Source organism: Streptomyces minutiscleroticus (genome assembly GCF_014650875.1).
In the GTDB taxonomy this organism is placed as follows: Bacteria; Actinomycetota; Actinomycetes; order Streptomycetales; family Streptomycetaceae; genus Streptomyces; species Streptomyces minutiscleroticus.
In genome coordinates this window covers 24,664-48,709 of the sequence record NZ_BMVU01000030.1, presented here as the reverse complement: position 1 = coordinate 48,709, position 24,046 = coordinate 24,664, and the positions used below count along the sequence as shown (strand labels likewise).

The 24,046-nt window shown below is 74.3% G+C and carries 18 protein-coding genes and 2 pseudogenes; 12 read left to right on the top strand and 8 right to left on the bottom strand.

The window, feature by feature from the left end; translation table 11 throughout:
• Positions 1–83: 83 nt before the first annotated feature.
• Positions 84–725 carry a helix-turn-helix transcriptional regulator gene (locus IE271_RS25630; protein WP_229919562.1) on the bottom strand — a complete coding sequence of 214 codons (642 nt, stop codon included), beginning with the start codon at positions 723–725 and terminating at the stop codon, positions 84–86.
• Positions 722–1,345, bottom strand: a complete 624-nt coding sequence (locus IE271_RS25625) for a response regulator transcription factor (protein WP_190192786.1) — start codon at positions 1,343–1,345, stop codon at positions 722–724. Before IE271_RS25625 ends, IE271_RS25630 begins: the two co-directional genes overlap by 4 nt.
• 443 nt (positions 1,346–1,788) lie before the next feature.
• Between IE271_RS25625 and IE271_RS25620 the strand changes: the two genes are divergently transcribed.
• From IE271_RS25620 to IE271_RS25610, 3 genes are all read left to right on the top strand, one after another.
• The gene (locus IE271_RS25620; RefSeq protein WP_190192785.1) at positions 1,789–4,893 is read left to right on the top strand and encodes a type 2 lanthipeptide synthetase LanM family protein; all 3,105 of its coding nucleotides are present in this window, start codon (positions 1,789–1,791) and stop codon (positions 4,891–4,893) included.
• Positions 4,894–5,019: 126 nt separating this feature from the next.
• Positions 5,020–5,226 (top strand): hypothetical protein, encoded by a 207-nt coding sequence (locus IE271_RS25615; protein ID WP_190192784.1) that lies wholly within the window; start codon positions 5,020–5,022, stop codon positions 5,224–5,226.
• 71 nt (positions 5,227–5,297) lie between these two features.
• Complete coding sequence (locus IE271_RS25610; RefSeq protein ID WP_190192783.1) at positions 5,298–8,204, top strand: helix-turn-helix transcriptional regulator; 2,907 nt, start codon at positions 5,298–5,300, stop codon at positions 8,202–8,204.
• A 697-nt stretch (positions 8,205–8,901) separates the two neighbouring features.
• On the opposite strand, the gene IE271_RS25605 is transcribed toward IE271_RS25610, so the two are convergent.
• Complete coding sequence (locus IE271_RS25605) at positions 8,902–9,807, bottom strand: LysR family transcriptional regulator (protein ID WP_190192782.1); 906 nt, start codon at positions 9,805–9,807, stop codon at positions 8,902–8,904.
• 104 nt (positions 9,808–9,911) lie between these two features.
• Between IE271_RS25605 and IE271_RS25600 the strand changes: the two genes are divergently transcribed.
• Positions 9,912–10,868 (top strand): DMT family transporter, encoded by a 957-nt coding sequence (locus tag IE271_RS25600; RefSeq protein WP_190192781.1) that lies wholly within the window; start codon positions 9,912–9,914, stop codon positions 10,866–10,868.
• A gap of 514 nt (positions 10,869–11,382) precedes the next feature.
• On the opposite strand, the gene IE271_RS25595 is transcribed toward IE271_RS25600, so the two are convergent.
• Positions 11,383–11,967, bottom strand: coding sequence for a TerD family protein (locus IE271_RS25595; protein ID WP_190192780.1), 585 nt, complete (start codon positions 11,965–11,967; stop codon positions 11,383–11,385).
• A 197-nt stretch (positions 11,968–12,164) separates the two neighbouring features.
• On the opposite strand from IE271_RS25595, the gene IE271_RS25590 reads away from it, so the two are divergent.
• On the top strand, positions 12,165–12,587 hold the full coding sequence (locus tag IE271_RS25590) for a cupin domain-containing protein (protein WP_229919561.1): 423 nt from the start codon (positions 12,165–12,167) through the stop codon (positions 12,585–12,587).
• 17 nt (positions 12,588–12,604) lie between these two features.
• A complete protein-coding gene (locus IE271_RS25585; RefSeq protein ID WP_190192779.1) occupies positions 12,605–12,901 on the top strand; it encodes an antibiotic biosynthesis monooxygenase family protein in 297 nt (98 codons plus the stop codon).
• A gap of 206 nt (positions 12,902–13,107) precedes the next feature.
• Here IE271_RS25585 and IE271_RS25580 read toward each other — a convergent pair whose 3' ends face one another.
• Positions 13,108–15,279, bottom strand: coding sequence for a TerD family protein (locus IE271_RS25580; RefSeq protein ID WP_190192778.1), 2,172 nt, complete (start codon positions 15,277–15,279; stop codon positions 13,108–13,110).
• 450 nt (positions 15,280–15,729) lie between these two features.
• Between IE271_RS25580 and IE271_RS25575 the strand changes: the two genes are divergently transcribed.
• Positions 15,730–16,905: an FAD-dependent oxidoreductase gene (locus IE271_RS25575; RefSeq protein WP_190192777.1), complete on the top strand. Its 1,176-nt coding sequence runs from the start codon at positions 15,730–15,732 to the stop codon at positions 16,903–16,905.
• 98 nt (positions 16,906–17,003) lie between these two features.
• Here IE271_RS25575 and IE271_RS42280 read toward each other — a convergent pair.
• The 3 genes and pseudogenes from IE271_RS42280 to IE271_RS25565 all read right to left on the bottom strand — a co-directional run.
• A pseudogene (locus IE271_RS42280) lies at positions 17,004–17,246 on the bottom strand (LysR family transcriptional regulator); the annotation flags it as partial.
• Between the two features lie 30 nt (positions 17,247–17,276).
• On the bottom strand, positions 17,277–17,927 hold the full coding sequence (locus tag IE271_RS42275) for a LysR family transcriptional regulator (protein WP_229919559.1): 651 nt from the start codon (positions 17,925–17,927) through the stop codon (positions 17,277–17,279).
• Between the two features lie 195 nt (positions 17,928–18,122).
• Positions 18,123–18,743, bottom strand: coding sequence for a TetR/AcrR family transcriptional regulator (locus IE271_RS25565; RefSeq protein WP_190192776.1), 621 nt, complete (start codon positions 18,741–18,743; stop codon positions 18,123–18,125).
• A gap of 109 nt (positions 18,744–18,852) precedes the next feature.
• Here IE271_RS25565 and IE271_RS25560 point away from each other — a divergent pair, with 109 nt between their 5' ends.
• The 5 genes and pseudogenes from IE271_RS25560 to IE271_RS25540 all read left to right on the top strand — a co-directional run bounded on the left by IE271_RS25560 (position 18,853) and on the right by IE271_RS25540 (position 24,042).
• Positions 18,853–19,338, top strand: coding sequence for a siderophore-interacting protein (locus tag IE271_RS25560; protein WP_229919558.1), 486 nt, complete (start codon positions 18,853–18,855; stop codon positions 19,336–19,338).
• A 12-nt stretch (positions 19,339–19,350) separates the two neighbouring features.
• On the top strand, positions 19,351–21,570 hold the full coding sequence (locus IE271_RS25555) for a 2Fe-2S iron-sulfur cluster-binding protein (RefSeq protein WP_190192775.1): 2,220 nt from the start codon (positions 19,351–19,353) through the stop codon (positions 21,568–21,570).
• Positions 21,571–21,690: 120 nt separating this feature from the next.
• Positions 21,691–21,879: pseudogene (locus IE271_RS25550) on the top strand (alpha/beta fold hydrolase); the annotation flags it as partial.
• Between the two features lie 299 nt (positions 21,880–22,178).
• Complete coding sequence (locus tag IE271_RS25545; RefSeq protein ID WP_373308834.1) at positions 22,179–23,246, top strand: FecCD family ABC transporter permease; 1,068 nt, start codon at positions 22,179–22,181, stop codon at positions 23,244–23,246.
• A 28-nt stretch (positions 23,247–23,274) separates the two neighbouring features.
• A complete protein-coding gene (locus IE271_RS25540; protein ID WP_190192774.1) occupies positions 23,275–24,042 on the top strand; it encodes an ABC transporter ATP-binding protein in 768 nt (255 codons plus the stop codon).
• The last annotated feature ends 4 nt before the right edge of the window (positions 24,043–24,046 follow it).

The window sequence follows — 24,046 nt, the reverse complement described above, 5'->3', positions numbered from 1 at the left end:
GTAGGGAAGGAGCGGCAGCGCGTGCAGCGGCTTTTGCTGCGTCAATGTCTCTGGTCGGGGCCGCGACCTGGACCGGGACCGGGTCAGATCAGCCCGGTGCGCACGCCGTACGCCACCGCGTGGGCCCGGTTGCGGACCTGCAGACGGGTCATCAGGTCGTACATGACGTTCTTCACGGTGTGCTGGGAGCAGGAGAGCTCACGGGCGATGGCCGCGTTGCCGTGCCCCTCCGCCACCAGCGTGAGCACCGTTCTCTGCCGGGCCGTCAGCGGCGGGCCGGGGACGGGGTGCCGGCGCTCCGCGTCGCTGTCGTCCGCCTCGCCGAGGAGGCGGACCAGGACGCCGTAGGGCATCCGGCCCTCGCCGTACCGGGCACTGCGGACGGCGGTGAGCAGGCGCTCCGGGGTGGCCTCGGCGGACTGCAGCATGACCACCGCCCCGGCCCGGACGGCCAGCCGCACCCCCGCGGCGGTGAAGGTGTCGGCGACCAGCAGCAGGGGGCCGCCGCCGCGTTCCGGCCAGCCGTCGAGCGCCGCCCCGGGCGTCCGGCCGGCGGCCACCCGCACGGCCCCGTCGGAGCCCGCGGCCGCCAGCTCGATGCCGGCCCGGCGCAGGCCGGCGGCCACCGTGTCGCGGGCCGCCCCGCCCGCCGGGCCGAGGTGCACGCGCAGTGCGCGTTCGCGCCGTCCGGCCTCCGGCGCCGCTTCGAGGACGAGGCCGGTCACAGCAGGCCCGTCCGCAGGGCGTAGGCCACCGCGTGGGCGCGGTTGCGCAGCCGGAACCGCTGGGTGATGTCGCGGACCACGGTGGTCACGGTCCGCGCGGAGTAGCAGAGTTCCTTGGCGATCTCGTCGGTCTCCCGGCCGTCGGCCACCATCCGCAGGACCGCGCGTTCCCGCTCGTCCAGGCCCCAGTCCGGTCCGCGCCCCCGCGCGCCGGGGTACGTATCGGTCCCGGTGCCCTGGTCGAGGAGGCCGTCGATCAGGTCGGGCGGCACGGTGCAGTCGCCGCCGGCCACCGTCAGCACGGTCCGCGCCAGCCGGTCGGCGTTGACCTCGTGCCGGCGCAGGAGGCCGCGGGCCCCGGCGTTGATGGCGTCCGCGGCCTCGGCCGGGGACAGGTCGGAGGCGATCACGATGACGGCGGGTCTGTGAGGACCGGTGCCGGTCGCGTTCACCAGGTCGAGTTCCCGGCGGGCCACTCGATCGAAGATCACGACGGCCACGTCGGCCTTCTCCTCCGGCTGGACCAGCGCGATGTCAGGGTTGCCGGACAGGGCGCTGACGGCGCCGGCCTCGAGCACCGGGTCCAGGGCCACGACGCACAGTGATAGGGGGTTGCCCATGTGCACTCCTCGGTCAGCGTGGGACGAACCTCTCGGCGAAGAGTCTCGGCAACCCGCGCGCCGTGCCGCATGGGGCGTGATCACCCGCATTCCCGTACCCCCGCCGAGCCGCCCCTGCAGGGCCGGCCAACGGCCCGGCCCTGCAGGGGCGGTGCGCCTCATGGTTCCGGCCCGGGGTGCAGCACCACTTGCAGCAGCGGCTGCAGCGACCCGTCGCCGGCGTCCGGTCCCGGGCGTGAGGCGGTCGCCCGCCGCGGGAAGCGGGCGGCGAACACCGCCAGTGGACACCACCGACACCACCGAGACAGGTGACCACCCGGTGCCGGGCCGTCCGGTGGTGCGGAGGGGGGACACGGTGGCGGCGGCACATGGGTAGTCCGCCGCGAAATGTAGGGGCGCCACTCCCTGTACGGACGGGCGACACCGCTGCAAGAGTGGCGGACGTGACCACAACCGACACCGTCTTCCCCGCCACGGGGGCGACGCCCTCCTGGTGGGCGCCGGCCGCGACACTGCGCGAACGGCTGTCGGCCCCGCACCCGCCTGCGGCGCCGGCGGCGGGCCCGGCCGCCGGGGCGCGTACCCGTTCGGCGGTCGAGCCGGCCTGCCAGTCCGCGCGCTCGGCCCGACTGGGCGCCGACGCCCGGCTGATGGCGGCGCTCGCCGTCGAACCTCCGGCCCGGCTGGCCGGCCGGCTCGCCAAGCCGCAGTGGGCGGAGTTCGTGGAAGACGCGGTCGCCGACGCGGCGGACGGGGCGGCGGTGTTCGAACCGGTGCTGCGCCCGCTGGTGGCGGCGGCCGTCGCCGAGCTGCTCGAACAAGCCGGCGCGGGCGGCGCCGAACCGGGCGAGGCGGCGGTGTTCGCCCGGGAGTACGCCCGCTGGCTGGCACGGCGGCTGGCCAAGGCGGCCGCCCGGACCCTGGTCGTCGAACTCGCCGCCGCGCGTGCCGCGGGCGACCTGTCCGGTACCACCGCGGCGGCCCGGTTCGCCGACTTCGCCGCCCGGGCGGGCACCCGGGCGGGTCTCGCCCGGTTGTTCGCCGGATACCCGGTGCTCGCCCGTCTGCTGGCCCGGACCTGCCGGCACACCGCCCGGTCCGGCGCCGAACTGCTGGCGCGGCTCGCCGCCGACCGGCGGGAGCTCGCCGACGAGCTGTTCGGCGGGCGGGACCCGGGCCCGCTGGCCGCCGCCGAGCTGGGACTCGGGGACCTGCACCAGCAGGGCAGGTCGGTGGCGGTGCTCCGGTTCGCCGGCGGCGGCAGCGCGGTCTACAAGCCGCGGCCGGTCGACCAGCACGCCCTGCTGGACCGCATGGCCGGCTGGCTGGGCGCCGAAGTGCCGGGTCTGGAGCTGCGCACCCCGCTCTGGGTGGCCGGGGACGGCTACGGGTGGCTGGAGTACATCGACCACCGGACCTGCCGTTCGCTCACCGAGATCGACCGGTTCCACCGTCGGCAGGGCGCGCTGATCGCGCTGGCCCACACCCTCGAAGGGGTGGACCTGCACTACGAGAACCTTCTCGCGCACGGCGACCAGCCCGTGCTCGTCGACGTCGAGACACTGCTGCACCCCGTCCTGCGGGAGGGGGGAACCACCCGGCCGGATCCGGCCGCCGAGGCGCACGCCTCCTCGGTGCACCGTACCTGCCTGCTGCCGCAGCTCCTGATGGGCGAGCTCGGCGCGGTCGACGTCTCCGCGCTGGGCGGCGCGCCCGGCGGGGAGTCCCCCAACACCCGGATGGTCTGGGAGGACGCCGGCACGGACGAGATGCGCCTGGTGCGCCGCCCGGTGCCGTTCACCGGCGCGCTGAACCGGCCGTACAGCGCCGCGACGGGGCCCGAGAGCGCCGACCGGCTGGCCGCGGTCCTGGCCGGATTCCGCGCCGGGTACGACGCCGTCGTCCGGCACCGCGACGAACTGTCCGGTCCGGCCGGGCTGCTGGCCGCGGGCGCGGACGCGGTCGGCCGGCTGGTGGTCCGCCCGACGATGCTGTACGCCACCCTGCTGGAGGAGGCGACCCATCCGCAGGTGCTGCGCGACGGGCTCGACCGGGACGCCATGTTCGCGGTGCTGTGGGCCGAGTCGGACGGCGACCCGGCCCGCCAGGCCCTGATCGAGTACGAGATCGCCGATCTGTGGGACGGCGACGTCCCCGTCTTCTTCCACCGGCCCGGCTCGCCGGAGGTCCTCGCCTCGGACGGGAGCCCGGTGAACGGCGTCCTGGACATGACCGGCCTCGCCTCCGCGCAGGCGAAGCTCGCCGCCATGGGCGCCGTCGACCGTCACGCCCAGGAGTGGATCATCTCGGCCACCTTGGCGTCCACGGAGCCGGGCACCGCCGGACGCCACCACCGGGTGGATCGCCGGGCCCGCCCGGCTCCCGCCGCCCTGCCGGAACCCTCCGCGCTGCTGGCCGCCGCCTCCGGGGTCGCCGACGAGATCGCCGGCCGGGCCGTCCGCGGGCACGGGCGGGTCAACTGGATCGGCCTGGAGGCGGTCGACGACCGCTGGACGGTGCTGCCCATGGGCGCCGGGCTGGCCCAGGGATACAGCGGTGTGGCCCTGTTCCTGGCCCAGCTCGGCGCGCTCACCGGCTCCGCCCGGCACACCGAGCTGGCCCGGGCGGCGCTCGCCCCGGTTCCCGAACTCGTCGCCGCGATGGCCGCCGACCCGGCGCTGAGCCGAGCCGTGGGCCCGGGCGGCTTCGAGGGCCTGGGCGGGGTCTGCTACGCCCTCGCACGGGTGGCGACCCTGGTCGACGACGACCTCGCCGAGTGCCTGCCGACGGCGCTGGACGCCCTGGCGCTGGCGGCGCTCGGCGACGACACCCCGCCGGACGTGTCGGCCGGCCTGGCCGGAGCGCTCGCCGCCCTGCACGCGGTGCACCGCGAGCGCGGTCTGCCGCAGGCCGCCGACCTCGCCGACCGGATCGCCGAACGGCTGCTGCGGCTTCCGCCGGCCGCCCGGCCCGGCGACGAGGCGCCGGAGCGCTTCGGCTTCGCCTTCGGCGAGGCCGGGATTGGCTGGGCGCTCGCCCGGCACGCACGGTTCGCCGGCGGCCCGCTGGGCGCGCGGGCCGACGCGGCCGGCCGGGCCAGGCTGACCACCGCGCTCGCGGCGACGGACCGGCTCGACGCGGGCTGGTGCTCCGGCACGGCCGGTGTCGTGCTGGCGGCGGCCGACGCCGGGCTCTGTCCGCAGTCGGCTCAAGGCCCGGCCCGGGACGCGAGCCGCCGGCTCACCGAGCACCCGCCGGTGGCCGACCTCAGCCTGTGCCACGGCGAGCTGGGCATCGCGGAGGCGGTGGCCGCACTCGCCGGGCACGGCCACATCGAGGCGCGCGGCAGCCTGACCGGCCGGACCGGCCCGGTCCTCGGACTGCTCCACGCCTGGGGGCCCCGCTGCGGGACACCCGGGCGCACAGCGACACCCGGACTGCTCACCGGGCTGTCCGGCATCGGCTACGCCCTGCTCCGGCTGGGCTTCGCCGACACCGTGCCCTCGGTCCTGCTGCTCGATTCCGCCCAGGGCGGCGGGTGGAGCTGAGCGCCCTGTACCGCCGCCCGGTCCGGTACCCGCGGCGCGGGCGCCACGACGACCTTCCCGAACAGCGCGACAGTCAGCGAACAGAACGATCCCAGAGCGGATCGATCCCCATGGAGAGGAAGACCCATGTCCCACTTCCCGCAGAACGGTGCCGTCCGCGACGAGGCCACGAGAGCGTCCGTGACGGCCACCGACCCGGCCGGCGAAATCCGACTGGTCCGCTGGAACGGGGCGTGCGCCCGGACCCGGGCGCTGGCCGGGATGAACCTCGGCAGCGGCGTGCTGGTCGGCCTCGGCTCCGTCACCAACACCACGGTGTCGGTGCCCGCTTGACCTGCCGTCACGCACGATTCGTCCGAACAGGTCTGCGCCTTTCGTGAGGCGAGTGACTACTATCCGTAGGTATGCGTCTGCGGGCAGCTCATCTCATTGGTCGTGAGGCCGAAGTCGCCGAGCTCGGCGAATTGCTGCGGGATCTGAGCCGGTCACGCGGAGGCACGGCGTTTCTGGTCGGAGAGGGCGGGATCGGCAAGTCGCGGCTGGTCGCCGAGTTGATCGGGTCGGCGCTGGACGCCGGTGTCCGGGTTCTCAAAGGCCGGAGCAGCACCATCGGGCCGATGGTGCCGCTCCGGCCCCTCACCGAGGCCCTGATGCCGCTCTCCCGCGGCGGGGTCACACCGGACGAGGCGAGCCTCGGGCCGTACCGCCCGGCCCTCGGCCGGCTTGTCCCGGGCTGGAGCACCGGCGCCCCCGACCAGGGATCGACGGTGGTGCTGGCCGAGGCGGTCCTGCGGCTCCTCGCCTTCGCCGGCCGCGAGAACGGCTGCCTGCTGGTGCTGGAGGACCTGCACGACGCCGACACCGAGACCCTCGCCGTCGTCGAGTACCTGGTGGACAACCTCGAACAGCAGCCGCTCATGCTGGTGGCGACCGTCCGGTCGGAGCCCGGGGAGGCGTTGCGCCTCGCCGAGTCCGCCGGGCGCCGTTACAGCGGGACGGTGTTCCGGTTGGCGCCGTTGGACGCCGACGGGGTCGGCCGGATGATCGCCTCCTGCCTGGACACCGATCCGGGCCTGATGCCCGCAGAGGTGCTCGTCCGGATGTGGGAGGACAGCGCGGGCATCCCGTTCCTGGTGGAGGAACTCCTCCAGGGTGCGGTCGCCGGCGGCTCGCTCGTCCGCGAGGGCGCCGCCTGGCGGGTGGCTGGCGACCTCCGCCGCAACATGCCCAGAACGCTGCTGGAGGGCGCCATCCACCGTATCGACCAGCTCGGCCCGCAGGGGCGGACGCTGCTCTCCGCCGCCGCCGTGCTGGGCCGGCGGTTCCCCTTGTCGGTGCTCCAGTCGATGACCGGCGTCGACGACCGGAGCCTGCTCAGCCACCTGCACGCCGGCGTCGCGGCCCGGCTGGTCGCCGCCGACGAACCCGCCCCCGACTGGTACGCGTTCCAGCAACCGCTGACCGCCGAGGCGCTGCTCGCACAGCTCACCCCGACCGCCCGGGCCACCCTGTCCCACCAGGCCGCGAACGCGATCGAGACCCTCAACCCCGGCTTGCCGGGCGACTGGTGCCCGCTGGCGGCGACCCTGCGCGCCGACGCCGGCGACCCCGTCCGGGCCGGCCGGCTGTTCACCGAGGCCGGACGTCGTGCCCTCGCCGACGGCGCGGTCGCATCCGCGGTCGCGTTGCTCGACCGCGCCGAGCGGCTGCTGGCGGGAGGAGGTGACTCCGCCGCCCGCGCCGAGGCCCTGGAGGCGCTGCTGCCCGCGCTCGCGGAGACCGGGGACCTGACCCGCGCGCTCAGCCTCACCGGCAGTCTGCGCGAACTCGTCGGAGCCGGCCTGGACGCGGCCCGGCTGGCGGCCCTGCACACCCGCCTCGCGCACGTGGCGTACATGGCGGGTCGCTGGGCCGACGGCAACAACCAGATCGAACGGGCCCGCGCCCTGCTGGAGACGGCGCCGGACGAGACGCACACCGCGCTGACCGACGTGGTGGAGGCATACCTGTGCCTCGACACGCCCGGGCAGGACCGCACCCAGCGGGCCGAGCGGCTGGCACGGGCCGCGCTCGGCACCGCCGAGCAGCGCGGTCTGCCCCTGGTGGCCTGCCAGGCGTGGGAGCTTCTGGGCGTGGTCGCCCGTGAGCGCGACCTGTCGGAGGCCAGCACCTACCTGGAACGGGCGATGAGCACCGCCGAGCGGCACCGCCTGCCGCTCCAGCGGATGTACGCGCTCACCCGGCTCGGCGGCATCCGATGGCTGGACGACGGCAGCACCGCCACCCTCGACGAGGCCCGTACGGAGGCCCGGCGGCTGGGCGCGGTCACCGTCGTCTACGACATCGACGGCATCCTCACCCTGCACGACGTGCTGTGCGGCCGGTTCGCCGAGGCCCGGGCGCGGGGCGACGAGACGCTGACCATGGCAGCCCGCCTGAAGCTGACGCCGACGGGCCGCTACGTGCTGATGACCCGCGCGGTGCTGGCGGCCCACCAGGGCGACCGGACCGCCATGGAGGAGGCCCTGGCGGAGTTCGGACGCTGGGGCGGGAGACGCTCGCCCGAGGAGCCGCTGACCCTCGGCCTGGCCCGGGTCTTCTGCGCCCTCCTGGAGGAGGACCGGGACCGGGCGGCCCGGGACATGGCCGAGCTCCAGGTGCTGGAGGCCGAGAACCCGACCACCTTCCACCTGAGCGGACGGCACGGCCTCGGCCTGCTGCTCGACCTCCTGGGCGGCCGGTCCGACCGCGGTCACCTCGACCGGGTGGCCGCCAGCGCCGCGGGCCGGATGCGGTGGAACCGCCACTTCGTCCTGCTCGCCGAGGCCGTCCTGCTCGGCCGGGAGGGCCGGCCCGAGGAGGCCGGACGCGCGGCGCTTCTCGCCCAGAGGGAGGGCGCGCCCTATCCCACCGCCCGCCACCTCGGACAGCGGCTGGTCGCGGAGGAGGCCCACGAGCTGAACTGGGGCGATCCGGAAAGATGGCTGCGGGAGGCCGAACACCACTTCCGCGAGACCTCCGACACCGCGGTGGTCGGCGCCTGCCGGACCCTCCTGCGCGCGATCGGCGCGCCGGTGCGCCAGCACCGCACCGGCAGTGACCTCATCCCGCCGGAGCTGCGCCTCAAGGGCATGACGGTCCGCGAGTACGAGGTGTTCCAGCTGCTGGCCGACCGCCTCAGCAACAAGGACATCGCCGCCCGGCTCTACATATCGCCGCGCACCGTCGAGAAGCACGTCGCCAGTCTGATCGCCAAGACCGGGCAGCCCAACCGCTCGCGGCTCTGCGCCCTGGCGGCGGAGCGGTCCTGACGGCCGGGCAGGTACTCCCGTCCTGCTTCGGAACCGCCTCACGCCCGTGGAGCCGGGGCGCTGTCGAGGGATCAGCTCGCGTGACGGTGCTCGTCGACGAGGCCGGCGACGGCTTGTCGGCGTTTGCTCCGGGGCGTCGGCAGGGGGGACGACGCCAGGGCCGTCGGGGAGGGGCGGCCCCGGCGGCGGTGCGGGAGCCGACGTCGGCCGACGTCGGCACGCCGCTGGAGCGATTGGTGGTGGCCGAGGCGGCTGCGGAGGGCGGACACCTCCCGTACGCCGCCCCGCTCGGCGAGCCGGTGCCGGAGCGGTTCGCCGGGGAACTGGCCGCCGCCCGCGAGCATGTCGGGTACCGCGAGCGGGGTGAGACACGCCGCCCGCCGAGCTGGAGGAGCGCTGCGCCCGCGTCCGCGAGGACGTGCTGCCGTCCTTGCCGGCCGCCGGCGGTCCGGACCGGGTGACCTGGGCGTGAGCCGGGTGACGTGGCTTTACGGTGCCGCGCGGGTCGCGGACGACGGCGGTCTCGCGGCCGGCGGAAGTCGGGAAGACGGCCCCACGGCTGTGAAGGTCATGGTGAAGGGGGCGGATGTCACGGCGCTGAGCTTTCGGCGCGTACGCCGCTGGGCGAGCGGATCGGGGCTGAACCGCTCCTGGCCCCATGGAGATCTCGGACGGTGCGCGCCTGGCCGGGGACGGCTCACTTCCTCGTCGCGCCCACCGTGCCCGTAAGGGTGTCGAGGAGGGTGCGCAGTGCGGGCCGGTCCAGGGACGCCTCCTGGACCACGGCGTAGATCGCCCTGACGGGCTCGGGGCGGCGGACCCGGCGGACGACGACGCCGGGATGGCGGGCGTCCAGTCCCAGCCGGGGGATCAGGCTGACGCCGAGGCCCGCGGCGACGAAGCCCTGGGCGGTGGCGTAGTCCTGCGAGTTCGCCACGAAGTCGGGGCTGAAGCCGGCCGCGGCGCAGGCGTCGAGGAGCGGGTCGAGGCACGGACCGGGGGACTCGCTGCCGACCCAGGGTTCGCCGGCGAGGTCGGCCAGGTCGACCACGCGGTGCGCGGCGAGCGGATGTCCGGTGGGAAGCACCGCCCGGTAGGCGTCGTCGAGCAGGTGCACCACCCGGACGCTCCGGCCGTGCTGCCCGTCCGGGGGCCGGCCCACGACGATGCCCAGGTCGACGTTGCCGCGGCTCACCTCCGGCAGGGTTTCGTCCGGATCGGCCAGCAGGGGGTCGATCGCCACGCCCGGGTGCTCACGGCGGACCCGGGCGAGGGCGGGGGCCAGGAGCGTCGGGCCGACCGAGGAGAAGTAGCGGACGGTGAGCCGTCCGGTGCGTCCGGCGCGCAGATCGGCCAGCGCGGTCTCGGCCTCGGACAGGCGCTCGCTGATGTCGGCGGCGTACCGGCCGAGCAGCCGGCCGGCCGCCGTGGGCCGCACTCCCCGGCCGGCCCGTTCCAGCAGGGCGAGTCCGGCCTCCTTCTCCAGTGCCGCCACCTGCTGGCTGACGGCCGAGGGCGTGTAGCCGAGGTGGGCCGCCGCCGCGGTCACCGATCCGCTGCTGATCACCGCGCGCAGCACCTGCATGCGCCTCACATCGAGCATGCAGCACAGCTTAACGAAGATGCAGAACTTTTCACTTGTCCTTCCAAATGGGGTGCGGCACCGTTTCTCGGGCCGACCGGGACGACGCAAAGGGGATCGGTGTCATGAAGAGGACCTGGGCGTGGGCGCGGATCGGCGTGCTCGCCCTGCTGTGGGGATCGACCTTCCTGTGGATCGATCTGGCCCTGGACGCACTGACTCCGGTGCAGGTGACCTTCAGCCGCTGCGCCCTCGGAGCGGTCACGCTCCTGGTCGCCTGCCGGGTGTCGGGTCACCGGCTCCCGCACGGCCGGGCGGTCCGGGGCCGCATCGTCGTGGCCGCCGTCTTCTGCAACGCCGTACCGTTCGCCCTGTTCAGCTTCGGCCAGCAGGGCATCGACTCGGGCGTCGCCGGCGTACTGAACGCCACGACCCCGCTGTGGTCGCTGCTGATCGGTGCCGTCGCCGGAACCGAGCGCGGACTGCGGGCGGCCCGGCTGGGCGGGTTCCTGCTCGGTTTCGCCGGCGTCGTGCTGATCCTCGCCCCGTGGCAGGCGGCCGGGGCGGGCGGCCTGGGCGTCCTCGCCGTCACCGCCGCGGCGGCCAGTTACGCGGTCGGCTTCGCGTTCATGGGCAGGCACCTGGTCGGCCGCGGCATCCCCACCCTCTCGCTCTCCGCGGCACAGCTCCTCGCGGCGACCGTCCTCACCGCGCCGACTCTGCCGGCCGGCGGCCTGTCACCGGTCGAGCCGGACGCGCGGACGGTGATCGTCGTCATCGTCCTGGGCGTGGTCGCCACCGGGACCACGTTCCACCTGACCTACCGCAACATCGCCGCAGAGGGCGCCACCAGCACGGCGACCCTGGGCTACCTGCTGCCCGTGGTCTCGGTGGCGCTGGGAGTCGTCGTGCTCGACGAGGACTTCGGCCCGCGGACCGCCCTCGGCATGGCGGTCGTACTCGTCGGCGTCGCCCTGACCCGGCGGCAGCCCCGGCCGTCCGCACCGGCGACGCGGCCGCCGGCGCAGCCCGCGGGACCGGCCGCCACCGCCGCCGAGAACCCACCGCACCGCCTTCCGTGACGGGAGGGGAGCGTACGGCGGTGACCGCACTGGCCCCGACCACGGCCCCTGCCGCATCACTGCACACCGGCCGCCCGGTCATCGGCGTCCGCGAAGGGCCGGAAGGCCCGACGACGCTCGCGCCCGGTACGACGGCGGCGCAGCGAGCACGCGGCGCCCCGCTGACCGCGGCACTCCGTCTCCTCGGGGCGACCGGCGCAGAGGGGACGGGGGTTACGGCTTGCGGTCCGACTCCGCGAGTTCGGGGTGGCCTTCCGCCGGCGCGACATCGCGTGCTCGTGGCGCGGGATGAGCATCCCGGCGTTCTGCGCCGCGGTGGGTCTGCCCGGCAGGGCCAGTCGCGTGAAGAGCCGCGCGGCACACGGGCAGGCCGTGCGCACGAGCACGGCGACCGGTCGTGCCGGACCGTCGGTCCGGCGCGTTGCCTCAGGTCGGAGGCGGTGAAGCGGGTGCGGAGCACCGCGGCGTCCCGCGGGGCCCGGCGGTCGTCCGGCTGCCGGGCCCGAGGGGCGTCCTACTTGCTGACGGCGAAGCGCATCAGGGCGTGCTCGTCGCCCTGCTTGATCTTCCCCGTCGCGTTGATCACTTCGAGCTTCCACGTGTCACCGACCCGCACGGCCTTGGCCACGGCGCAGCCGTTGTCCTGGGTGAGCAGGCTGGGCCAGATGTCGGCGACCTGCTGGGAACTTCCCCCGGTCGCGTCGTAGACCTTGAAGCTGATGTTGCGTGCCTTCTGGAAGGAGCTGCCCCTCTTGAAGGCGGCGGCGACGAACACGATCGATGTGATGTTGGCGGGGACGCGTGCGAACTCCACCGTGACGGTCTCGTCGTCGCCGTCGCCGCGCCCGGTCTGGTTGTCGCCGCTGTGCACCAGGGAGCCGTTGCCCATGGGGTCGAGGGAGTCGAGGCCCGCCAGGCGCACCGGGTCCGCGCCCTGCATGGCGATGGCGATCAGGTCGAGGTCGGTGCCGGTCTTGCGGCGCAGCAGGCCCATGACTCCGCCGCTGGCGCCGGCCGTGGGGTCCCACGACACGCCGATGGACAGATGGGTCACTCCGTCCAGGTCTGCCGGGCCGTCTTCCTTCGTGAGCGTGATCATGCGTATGTCATCCTTTTGCCGAGGTACTACACACGCAGAGTGTGCCCGGTGCTCTGTTGGTTCCACGGAACGGGTCCGGGACGGGGCGCGCGACCCCGGCAGCTGTCCGTTCCGGTGACGGAGGCGGCCCACCGACTTCGGTGACGCGTCGTGGCCCCGGGCCGGCCGGGCGTCACGGCCCGTCCCGTCATGCGAGCGTGCCGGCGCCGGTCGGCAGGGCGAAGGCGATGTACGCCGGAGAGACGGGCCGGTGCGTCGGCGACGCCGGTGCCGTGCTCGCCCCCGGCGGCGAGATCCCCGACGGCCCGGGCCGCCACGACGCGCCCACCGGCGGCGCGGGCATCGCCCTGCACACCCACGACTGCCCGGAGAGCGTCACCGTCCTGGAAGGTGACGCCGTCGTGGAGATCGACGGCACCGAACACCACGTCACCCGCTTCGACACCACGTACGTCCCGGCCGGCATGCCCCACCGGTTCCGCAACGCCTCCGCCACCGAGCCGATGCGCATCCTGTGGATCCATGCCACCGTCGATGTCACCCGCACCATGGTAGAGACGGGCGTCACCGCACGGGGCGACGCCGAGCACCACGAGGCCGCCGCCGAGAAGCGCGGCTGACCAGGGAGAAGCACCACATGATCACCGAAATCGCCCAGATCGAAGTCCAGCCGGGCCAGGAGCAGGGGTTCGAGGAGGCCGTCGCCGAGGCCCTGCCCCACTTCCTCGCGGCCGACGGCTGCCACGGGGTCGACCTGCTCCGCGGCGTCGAGCACCCCTCGCGCTACCGGCTGATGGTCCGCTGGGAGACGGTCGAGCACCACACCGTCACCTTCCGCGCCTCCGAGGGCTTCGCCCGGTGGCGGGCCCTGGCCGAGCCGTACTTCGCCGTTGCGCCGCAGGTCGAACACGTGCACTCCGTCCTTGCGTCATGACGTCGGCGGCCGGGACCGCCGAGGTCCCGGCCGGCCCCGGCCCACAAGGATGTGACAGCCGCTGAGCCGATCCGGGCGGCGCCCGCGCGGTGAGCGCGGGCGCCGCCCGGATCGATGCCGAGGGCGAGGGAAGCGAGAGAGCTTGTTTCAGGAAAGGAATGAAGAAGGAAGCCCTTTCATGGCCTCGCCTCGGGCGACGTTAGCACTCAGCCCGGGATCACGTCGCGCAGATTTTTGAGAGTGATGACGCGGGAGTCCGGGTGCAGCCCGTCGGGACGTTCGAGACCGATGTACGTCACGGGCCCGTCCGGGACCGGCCCGCCGTCCCACAGCTCCACGTCCGCCGTGTCGCCGGACATCAGGCCGACCAGGTAGCGCACCGTCAGGTACTCGCGCGTCACGACGGCGCGCACCACCTTGGACACCGACACCTGGTTCTCCTCGACGCGGTTGGCCGACGAGACGCCCTTCAGGTACAGGTGCGTCCACTTCGCGCGCCACCGGCCGTCGTCCTCGCGCCGGAACACCAGCGGCAGCGCCACCCGCCCCGCCCCGCGGAGCTCCGACTTCATCCGCACCGTCCGCGGCTCGAACGGCCGGCCCTTCTGCTCGCCGTCGCGCAGCATGAAGCCGAAGAACGACTCCTCGACCTCCTCGAAGCCCTCGCCGGCGAAGATGTTGACCTGCGGAACGATGAACGCGCCGCGTACCCGGTCCAGGGACAGGTCGATGAACTCCGAGGCCCCGTCGGGCGCCTCGGTGACATCGCCCGAGTGCCTGCCGCCGACAGCCGTGAGGGACGTGTAGGAGAGCCAGGAGTCGGTGCTGTAGTCGGCGCGGAGGAGCAGCGCCGAGAGGTCGTAGTCGGTCCGCTTCCCGGTCTCCTTCCAGTACACGAAGAAGCGCAGCCGTTCGCCGTCGACGGCCGAGACCGAACCCCGCGGCAGCGTGCCGAGCCCGGCCGCGGTCGCCCTCCCGCTGAGCGGGAGCGCCACGTCGAGGACGTCGGGGTCGAGCAGCAGCCGGCCCGGCGCCGGGAGCCTGCGGCGCACCTCGGCGTCGAGGGCGGCGACCAGACGGTCGCGGTCGGCGGCGGGTACGGGCCGCCGGGCGTCGGGGGCGGCCCAGCCGCGGCCCCGGCGGTTGACGAAGACCCGGGGGTCGCCGGTGGCCGGCTCCCGGTTCTGGAAGTGCTCGCGCACCGACAGCACGACCCGGCCGGAGACCGCGGGAGCGGCCCGCACCGCGGCGGCCACCACCGCGTCCCGCTCCTCCTGGCCGGCGGCGGTACGCAGCAGGAGGTCCAGGGCGCGGAACAGTCTGCCGGGAGCGGACTCCAGCAGCCGCACCGCACCGAGAACGTCGGGCTCGTCGAGCAGCTGCTGGACACGGCTGTCGAAGGACCGCGCCTCCTTCTGCCCCCGTGCCACGGCGAACACGTCGGCGGCGTGCGGCCAGTGCGGGTACTCGTGCGGGTGGAGACGCTCACCGAGCCGCTTGAAGGGCTCGCGGTGCGCGTGGACGTCGGCCAGCTTGGCGGGGTTCGCCGCGACCACGGAGTCGAGGCCCGCGAGCAGCGCACGGCGGACCGGCCGCGGCAGAGTCCGGAACCGGGTCGGCTCCTGCAGCGTCACGTCGCCGCCCGACAGCGCGCAGGCCAGTCGCAGCACATCGGTGACGGTGTCCAGCAGGAGGTCCGCGCCGGCGGCGAGACGGGCCTCGTTGACGACCGCCCGGTTCTCCCGGACCGGGATCGACTCCGGCTGGGGGCCGGGCGCGCACCGCTCGGCGAGGGCCTTGAGGTCGCGCAGGTGGTCCTCGCCCAGGGGCGTCGTGCTGCCGGCCAGGGCCAGGTACAGGTCCGTGAGTTCGTCGTCCAGGTCCCGCCCGAGGTGCAGGACGGTCACCCGGTCGCCCGCCGAGGCGATCAGCTCGTCCTGCGCCGCGAGCATCTCCTCGTAGGTGTGCTGGTAGCGGCCGTACGCGGGGAGGCTGAGCAGGTCCAGCACACCGTGCGCCAGCTGCGTCAGCACGTTGTCGCGGGACGTGCCGTCACTCAGCGCCTTCGTCACACACCGCATCCAGAACTCTTCGGTGTCCGGTACGTTCGCCGGGAAGTCGATGAAGTACGAGTTGTGCCGGACGTGGTCGCCCACCATCTCGCCCACGGTGCGCAGCGTCCGCCTGGCGGTGTGCACGACCGCGGCCTCGGACAGCCCCGCCAGCCGCTCCAGCAGCTCCGCCGAGAGCTTGAAGCCCACGGACGCCAGCGCCGCGTCGAACTGCCGCGCGGCGGTGGTCCCTTCCCCGGCGGAGCCCTTGGGGAAGGGAAGACGGTGGGTGTGCCGGATGACCAGCGATTCGAGACTGTGCGCCATTCAGGGATGATCGCAGGGGCGCACGAGTCGGCGCACGGGAGTTTCCGCTCCGCACTCCGGCGTTGTGATCACACCGTCGCCCTTCTCCGGTGTCCGTACCGTCCATACCGGCGACGGCGTCGAAACCGTCGCCCGCTCCTCCCACGAGCCGCTCACGACCCGCGGGCTCCCCGCCGGCCGCCGGCCGCCAGATGCCGGTCAGGCGATGCGCAGTGCGCGATACGGACTTTGGGCCTCCGTCCACCCCTGGCGTCCCGCGTCATCGGCTTCTCGGACCGGAAGGTACGTCACGGGGACGCTCCGCTCGCAGAGGGCCGGTCCCCGCCGTCGGCCGTAGGCCGGGGGAGGACCGCGTTCGGGCCCGGCCCGCTCACGATCGACTCGGCGCCGTCGTTTCGGTTCGGTGACGGGGCGGGACCGGCTCGGTGAGGGGCCGTACGTTGTACCGGCATGAGACCCCGTACCCGTATCGCCGTGGTCGGCAGCGGACCCGCCGGCCTTGTCCTCGCCCGTGTCCTGCACCGTCATGGCCATCCTGTCACCGTCCTCGAACGCGACCCCGCCCCGGATGCCCGCCCCCCGGGCGGCACGCTGGACCTGCAGGAGGGGATGGGCCAGCTGGCGCTGGAGAAGGCGGGGCTGCTGGCGGGGTTCCAGGCGCTGTCCCGTCCCGAGGGGCAGGCCATGCGCATCCTGGACACGGACGGGACCGTCCTGCGCGACTGGCGGCCTCGTCCGGGCGAGCGGGCCCATCCCGAGATCGACCGCGGGCAACTCCGTGACTTGTTGCTCGGCCCTCTGGACGTGCAGTGGGGGCGGGGCGTGACGGAGGTGGTGCCGGAGGGCCGGGACGGCGTGCTGGTCCGGTTCGCGGACGGGCGTCAGGAGACGTTCGACCTCGTGATCGGCGCGGACGGTGCCTGGTCCCGGGTGCGTCCGGCGGTCTCGTCCGCGACGCCGCAGTACACCGGCGTCACCCTGGTCGAGACCTCCCTGGACGACGTCGACACCCGCCACCCCGACCTCGCCCGGCTGGTCGGCGACGGTTCCGTGGCGGTGTACGGCGTGAACCGCGCGCTCGTCGCCCAGCGCAACAGCGGCGGCCACGTCAAGGTGTACGCCCAGTTCCGCGTGGAGCTGGACCGGCACACGGACCCGGACCGGCATACGAGGCACATGGGCCCGGACCGGCGCGCGGGCCTGGGCCCGGCCGACGCCGAGGCCGTGCGGTCGAACCTGCTGGCCCTGTTCGACGGCTGGGCCGCTCCCGTCCTCGACCTCCTGCGCCATGGCACGACGTTCGTCCGCCGCCCCCTCTACGTCCTTCCCGTGCCTCACACCTGGACCCACGTCTTCGGGGTGACGCTGCTGGGCGACGCCGCCCACCTGATGCCGCCGTTGGGGGCGGGCGCGAACCTCGCGATGCTGGAAGGCGCCGAACTCGCCGAGTCCATCGCCGCCGCCTCCGGCCCGGAAGAATTGGACGAGGCCGTCCGCGCCTTCGAGGAACAGATGTGGGCACGGGCCGGCAGGTGGGCGAACATCACGACGGCCGGTCTGGAACGCCTCGTGAGTCCGGACCCCTCCCAGGCCATCGCCCTCTTCGACGAGGTCCAGCCTTCCTGACCCGACTGCCGGGCACGGGGACACGGCCCGGTCCGCCGGGCCTTCGCCCCGGACCGCCCGGCTGTGCACAGGGTCACTGTGCCGGCCGGCCGCGGAACTCAGATCGTCCGTCGTAGCGCGGTCTCCACGGCATCGATCAGCGGGTCGCCTTCGGACCGGGGGTGCCGTGCGAGGCCGAGTCCGACGTCCGGCAGGACGGGCGGAGCGGCTGCGTCGTGGCAGGCCATGGCCGGTTCGAGGTTCGTGGGCAGGAGCGCCGCGACGCCGAGCCCGGCACGTAGCGCGGCGAGCACACCGGCCAGGCTGTTGCTGTCGAACGCCACCCGCCAGGGCCGTCCGGCGCGTTCCCGGGTGTCCGGCGCCGACGTACGTCAGGAGCACGTGTCGGAGAACGGCACCACCGGCAGCGGATCGGCGGCCACGTCCATGCCTTGGCCGATCGCCCAGACCAGCGGGTGGCGCACCGTCCGGCGCGGCGGTCCGGGAATGGCCGCCACCTCGTTGAGCACGAGCTGGACGCGGCCCGTGTCGTAGGCCTCCCGCATCGCGGCGTCGGACATGCTGAGCACCTCCAGGGTCGCGTCGGGATGCAGCCGGGCGAGGTCGGCGAGGGCCTGCGGGAGCTGGGACGCGGCGAGGTCTTCGAGCAGTCCGACACCGCAGCGGCCGGTGAGCACGCGCCCGGTCTCGGTGAGTGCCTGCGCGGACAGCGAGAGGATGCGTTCGGCGTACGGCAGGAGCTCCTCGCCCGCCCGGGTCGGCGGGACACCGGACGGTGAGCGGTGGAGCAGTGGACGTCCGACGGTTCTTTCGAGCTTGCGCACCTGCTGGCTGAGCGCGGGCTGAGCCTGTCCGAGCGTGGCCGCGGCGCGGCTGATGCCGCCCGCCCGCACGACGGTGACGAAGGACCGCAGCGGCGCGGTCTCGAGGTCCGCCGACCGGATTCCTGCCGTCCCGACGCCGTGCGTCGCCTCGGCCGCCCACTGCGGCTCGCCTCCGGTCGGCGAGAGGAACGGACGCAACCCGTGTGCAGTGATCAGCGGCTCGAACCGCGGGGCACCGAGCCGAGCGCGTGACGGTCCCGGCCCTGCACGGCGCTGGGATCGGCTCATTGCCTTCCGGCGCGTGTCCGGCTGCGCCTTCGGGTTCTCGCGCCGGCGTCCACCTTTCCTGCCGTCGCGGTGGATGCGGCGACGAGGGGCGCCGTGCCGGTGCGGCTACTGGTCGCCGCGCAGATAGCGGGTGACCATGTCCACCAGTTCGTTCTCGAACGTCTCGACCGGGATGGTCCGCGGATGGGCCATGAGCCTGTGCGTATTGATCTCCACGGTGGACACGATCAGCTCGGCCGCGGTGTCGAGGTCTCGTACCCGGACGTCCGGGTGCCGGGCGAGGAGGTCGCGCACCTGGCCGACGCGCGTCCTTCCGTGCCGGTCGATGGCGTCGAGCAGTTCCTGTGAGAGCGGCGCCTCCTCGATCATGATGCGCAGCAGGTGCGGGTCTTCGCGGTGGTGGTCGATCGCGTCGCGGACCAGTACCCGCGCCATCGCCTCCAGGCTGCCGGCGGACAGATCGATCCGGTCGGTCCGCGTCAACGCGCCGCGGTCGATGTGCCGCACCATCAGCTCGGCGAGGATGGCGTCCTTGTTCGGGAAGTACTGGTACAGCGAGCCGATGGAGATGCGGGCGCGCTCGGCGATGCGGTTGGTGGTGCCGGCGGCGTAGCCGTACTCGGTGAAAACGTGAGCAGCGGCGGTGAGGATGCGCTCGCGGGTGAGCTCGGCGCGCACCTGACGGGGCTTGCGACGTGGCTGAAGACGGCGGTCGGCCGACGGCATCTGCAGGTCCTCCTCAGGGTGGGAAAAGCGAGTAGTCAAAAAGCTGAGTCATTGCTCACAATAATGGCATGACCTGCAAAGACAGCGGCACGGCCGATCCGGGGGACACATGGTGATCCCCAAGGCGCACCCACCCGGGCCGCGCACGACGGCCACGCCGGAGGTGCGTCGTGGCACCTTCCTCGCGCCGGGCTTCGCGAGCGTCGCTCCCGGCGGTCCGGCCGTGCGGGACCTCACCGTCGCCGGCGACGGCCACACGGTTCGGCTGTTCCTCCCGCGCGAGGGACAGGGCGTGTCACGGATGCCGGCGGTCCCGGACGGGGCATGGACCGCCCGGCTGATGCCGGGGCCGAAGCCGGTCCGGCCGCGGGTGCGCAACCTGACGGGCCGGCGCGTGCGGCCCGCGGACGACGCGATCGGCGTCGAGTCCGTCCCGCACGGGGATTCGCCCCTGTCGTCCCGGGTGCGTCGGGCCGAGCCGGGCGACCCGGCCGGCCACGTCGGTGCGGCGGCATCCGGTCGACGACCGCGGCGTGCCCGAGCGGGACATCTCGTTCTTCGGCTGCCGGCCCCTGGGCCGGTCGGCCTCGGCTGAGAGGAGTAGTTCGTGCAGCAGTCGAACCAGTCCAGCACCCTGCGCCGGCTGACGACGGTGGACGAGGTCGAGGCGGTCGTCGGCCGCCCGGCGTCGGTGGTCGTGCTCAAGCAGATCAGCGCCCTCGACGAGGGCTGCCGGGCCGTCCTCGCCCGGTGTCCGGTCGCGGCCTTCGGCTACCGGGACGCCGACGGCGTCAGCAGGACGACCTTCATCGGCGGCACCCCGGGGTTCGCCCGCGTCCACTCGCCTACGCGGATCTCGTTCTCCCTGCCCGAGTCCGGAGTCCCGCACGGTCCGGTCTCGTTCTTCTTCCTCCTGCCGGGCGTCGGGGAGGTCCTGCGCGTCAACGGCTCGGTGGCCGCGCACAAGGGCGCGGAGACGACCGTCGACGTCGAGGAGGCCTACGTGCACTGCGCGCAGGCCGTCCTGCGGTCCCGCCTGTGGCAGCCGCCCGGCCCGCCCGGCCCGCCCGGCCCGCCCGTCCCGGCCGGGCCGGCCGCCGGACTCGCGGGGGACGGGCCCCTGTGCCGACCCGGCGTCGCCGAGTTCCTGGCTGCGGCCCCGTTCCTCGCACTGTCCACGTGGGACCGCTCCGGTGGGAGCGACACGAGTCCGCGGGGGGACCGGCGGACGGTGGCGCGGATCCTGGACGGCCGCACGCTCGCCATTCCGGACCGCAGGGGCAACAAACGCGCCGACACGCTCCACAACCTGCTCCAGGACGACCGGCTCTCGCTCGCCGCGCTCGTTCCGGGGCGCGCCGGTGTCCTGCATGTCCGCGGCCGCGGCGCGATCACCGACGATCCCGCGCTGCTGGAGACGATGGCGCTGCGCGGGACGCCCCCGCACCTGGCGCTGCTCATCGACGTCGAGCACGCCGAGGTGAGCGGCAACGACGCCGTGGCGCGCTCGCGGCCGTGGACCCCCGGCGCACACGTCGACCGCGGCACGGTGCCGGATCTGATGGCGCTGGCGGGGGAACACCTCGCGGCCGGTTCGGCCGGGACCGGCGGCGGTCCTCCCGCGTTCCTGCTCAGGCTCATCGGGGCGATCCCTGGGGTGGACCGGTTGCTGCGGCTGGTGATGAACCGCGCCTACCGCTCCGGACTGCGCAAGGAGGGCTACGAGGACGTCGGGCCCGGTGCGGGCGGTCGGCGCCGTGGCTCCGTGCGTCGGCGTTCCGCCGCCGACGGCGGGACGGAGGGAACGGAGAACCCTCTGCGAGAGGTGCGCATCGCCGAGGTGCGCAGGGAGACACCGAGCGCGCTCACCCTCGTGCTGGAGGACGTCGGCAAGAACCCGGGAACGTTCGACTTCCGGCCCGGCCAGTTCTTCACGCTCGTCGCCGGCGTCGACGGACGCACGGTGCGGCGGGCCTACTCGGCCTCGTCCGCACCCGGGTCGTCCCGGCTCGAGGTCACCGTCAAGCACATCGAGGGCGGCCGGTTCTCCACCCACGTGCACCGGAACCTGCGCCCCGGGGACCGCCTCGCGGTGTGCGGCCCGTCGGGGACCTTCCACACCGAGCCGCGGCCCCCGGATCAGATCGTGCTCGTCGCGGCGGGCAGCGGCGTGACGCCGATGATGAGCATGATCCGCGCACGGCTCGCCGACCGGCCGGGCCGCGACCGGATCGCGCTGCTCCACAGCAGCCGCAGCGCGGAAGAGACCATCTTCGGCGACGAGCTGACCCGGCTGGCGAAGGACAATCCCGACCGGCTCTCGGTCACCCACGTCCTGACCGGCCGCGACGGGCGGCTCGACGCGGACGGCGTGCGTCGTTGGGTCACCGGCCTGTCCCCGGCCCGGGACGCCCACTACTACGTCTGCGGTCCCGGACCGCTGATGGACACCGTCCAGGGCGTCCTGGCCGGGCTCGGAGTCCCGGACGAGCTGGTGCACCAGGAGCACTACACCAGCGCACGGGGTACCGGGACCGTGGCGACGGTGCCCCAGGAGATGACCGTCGAGCGGGACGGGCGTCCCGTCGGCACGGTGGTGGTCGAGCCCGGCCAAACGCTGCTCGACGCGGGACTCGCCGCGGGGCTGCCGATGCCGTACTCCTGCACGGTCGGCAACTGCGGCGATTGCATGGTGCGGCTCCGCGGCGGAGAGGTCGCGCAGGGCGAGCCGAACTGCCTCACGCCGGGACAGAGAGCCGACGGCTACGTGCTGACGTGTGTGGGCCGACCACTGTCCAAGGTCACTCTGGACATCACGGACCAGTGATCGCCGGCCGAGCCGCGCGCGACGCGGCCGGCCGGTCCGGAGGTGCCTCTGTGTGCTTCGTCAAGCGTGCGGGCGACCTCGGCCCGAGTCCGATCCTCCGCGGGTGAGAGGACGGCGGGCATGGACATCCGCCGTAGGAACAATGTGACGGTCGTCGGACCGGTCACCGGCCCGGACGGCGGGGCGGCCGCGGGCCCGGCCGTGGTCCTGGCGCACGGCTTCGGCTGTGACCAGAACATGTGGCGGCTGGTCGTGCCCGCGCCGGCCGAGCGGTACCGGGTGGTGCTGTTCGACTACGGCTCGGCTCGCCCCTGATGCCGCCGAGACCGCGGGCGCCGGCTGCGCCTCCTCGGCCGGCACCCGCGTTTGTTAAGCTGCCCGGGCCTCCCGCGGGGGAAGTCCGGTGAGAGTCCGGCGCTGACCCGCAACGGTGTGCGCGGGGACCTGACGGTCCGTCGCGCGAGCCCGATCGCCCGTGGGTGGTGCGACCCGTTGACTGCTCGCCGTGGACTGCGAGAGGGGACCGCGCGGCCGGTGTGCCGTACGGGCTGTCTCCCGCCTGACGCTCTCCCGGTGGCCCGAGGCGAAGGACCGCCACCGCCGTGCCCGTGCCCCCACCTTCGACACTGTCAGCCGGCCGCCGCCGGAGATCCGCGGCGCCGCTGGTGCTCGGGCTCGCGGTCCTGCTCCTGGCGTCGCTGGTGTGCGGTGTGGGCCTGGGAGCCGCCGGGATCGGCTGGGCCGAGGTCCTGCGGTTCCTGTGGGCCGGCCTCACGGGCGGAACCGTGCGCGCCGGGGACGCCGCCGCCTACACCATCGTCTGGGAGATCCGGCTGCCGCGCACCGTGCTCGGCGCCGTCGTCGGAGCGGGCCTCGCGGCCGTCGGTACGGCCGTCCAGGCCATGGTCCGCAACGCACTCGCCGACCCGTTCGTGCTGGGCGTCTCCTCCGGCGCGGCCGTGGGCGCCAACGCCGTCATCCTGCTCGGGGCGTTCGCGGGACTGGGGGTCTGGGCCCTGTCGGCGTCGGCGTTCGCGTCGGCGCTCGCCGCCATGGCCCTGGTGTACGCGGTGGCCCGCTCGCCGCACGGGCTCACACCGCTGCGCCTGATCCTCACCGGTACGGCCCTGGCCTTCGGCTTCGAGGCCGTCACCACGGTGATGGTGTTCGGCGCGGCCCGCGGTGAGGCGGCCCGTGCCGCGATGATGTGGCTGCTGGGCAGCCTGGGCGGCGCCACCTGGGCCCAGGTACCGCTCGCCGCCGTGACCGTGGCCGCAGGCTGGGCGTGGCTGCGGGTGCGGGCCGAGGCGCTCAACGCGCTGGCCATGGGGGACGAGACCGCCGCGGCGCTCGGCGTGCCGCCGGGGCGGTTGCGCAGGGAGCTGTTCGCGGTCACCGCCGCCGTGACCGGGACGGTGGTCGCGGTCAGCGGGGCGATCGGGTTCGTGGGGTTGATGGTGCCGCACCTGGTGCGGATGCTGGTGGGTGCCGACCACCGGCGGGTGCTCGCCGTGGCGCCGCTCGCCGGGGCCGTCCTGCTGGTGTGGGCGGACGTGCTGTCCCGGCTGCTGCTCGCACCGGCGGAGCTGCCGGTCGGAGTGATCACCGCGGTGCTGGGCGTCCCCGCCTTCCTGCTGCTGATGCGGCGCGGCGGCTACGCGTTCGGAAGCCGCTGACCGCGGCGGAAAGGAGGGGAGGCGACCCATGCGGCTCGACATCGAGGACGTGACGGTCGAGGCGGCCGGGGCCCGGCTGGTGGAGGACATCCGGCTCACCGTGGACGACGGCTCCTTCGTGGGGCTGGTCGGCCCGAACGGCAGCGGCAAGTCGACGCTGCTGCGCTGCGCGTACCGGGCGCTGCGGCCGGCGGCGGGCGCGGTGCGGCTCGACGGGGACGACGTGCACGCGCTGGCGCCCCGGGCCGCGGCCCGGGTGCTGGCCGCGCTGCCCCAGGAGTCGTCGGCGGAGTTCGACTTCACCGTCGCCGAGGTGGTCGCGATGGGGCGGCTGCCGCACCGGGAGCGGACCGCCGCCGAGGACCGGGCGATCTGCGCGCAGGCCATGGACCGCACCGGTGTGGGACACCTGGCCGGCCGCGGGTTCCTGGCCCTGTCCGGCGGCGAGAGGCAGCGGGTGCTCGTCGCCCGCGCGCTCGCCCAGCGGCCCCGGGTGCTCGTCCTCGACGAACCCACCAACCACCTGGACATCGCCCACCAGTTGGACGTGCTGTCCCTGGTCCGGGCCAGCGGCCCGACGGTGCTGGCCGCCCTGCACGACCTCAACCTGGCCGCCGCGCACTGCGACGTGCTGTACGTGATCGCCGGCGGCCGGATCGTCGCCTCCGGACCGCCGCACGACGTCCTGACCCCCGACCTGCTCGCCGAGGTGTTCGGAGTCCGCGCGCACCCCGTGCGGCACCCGGGGACCGGCGCCGTCCAACTGCTCTTCGACCTGCTTCCGCCCACTGCGTAAGGAC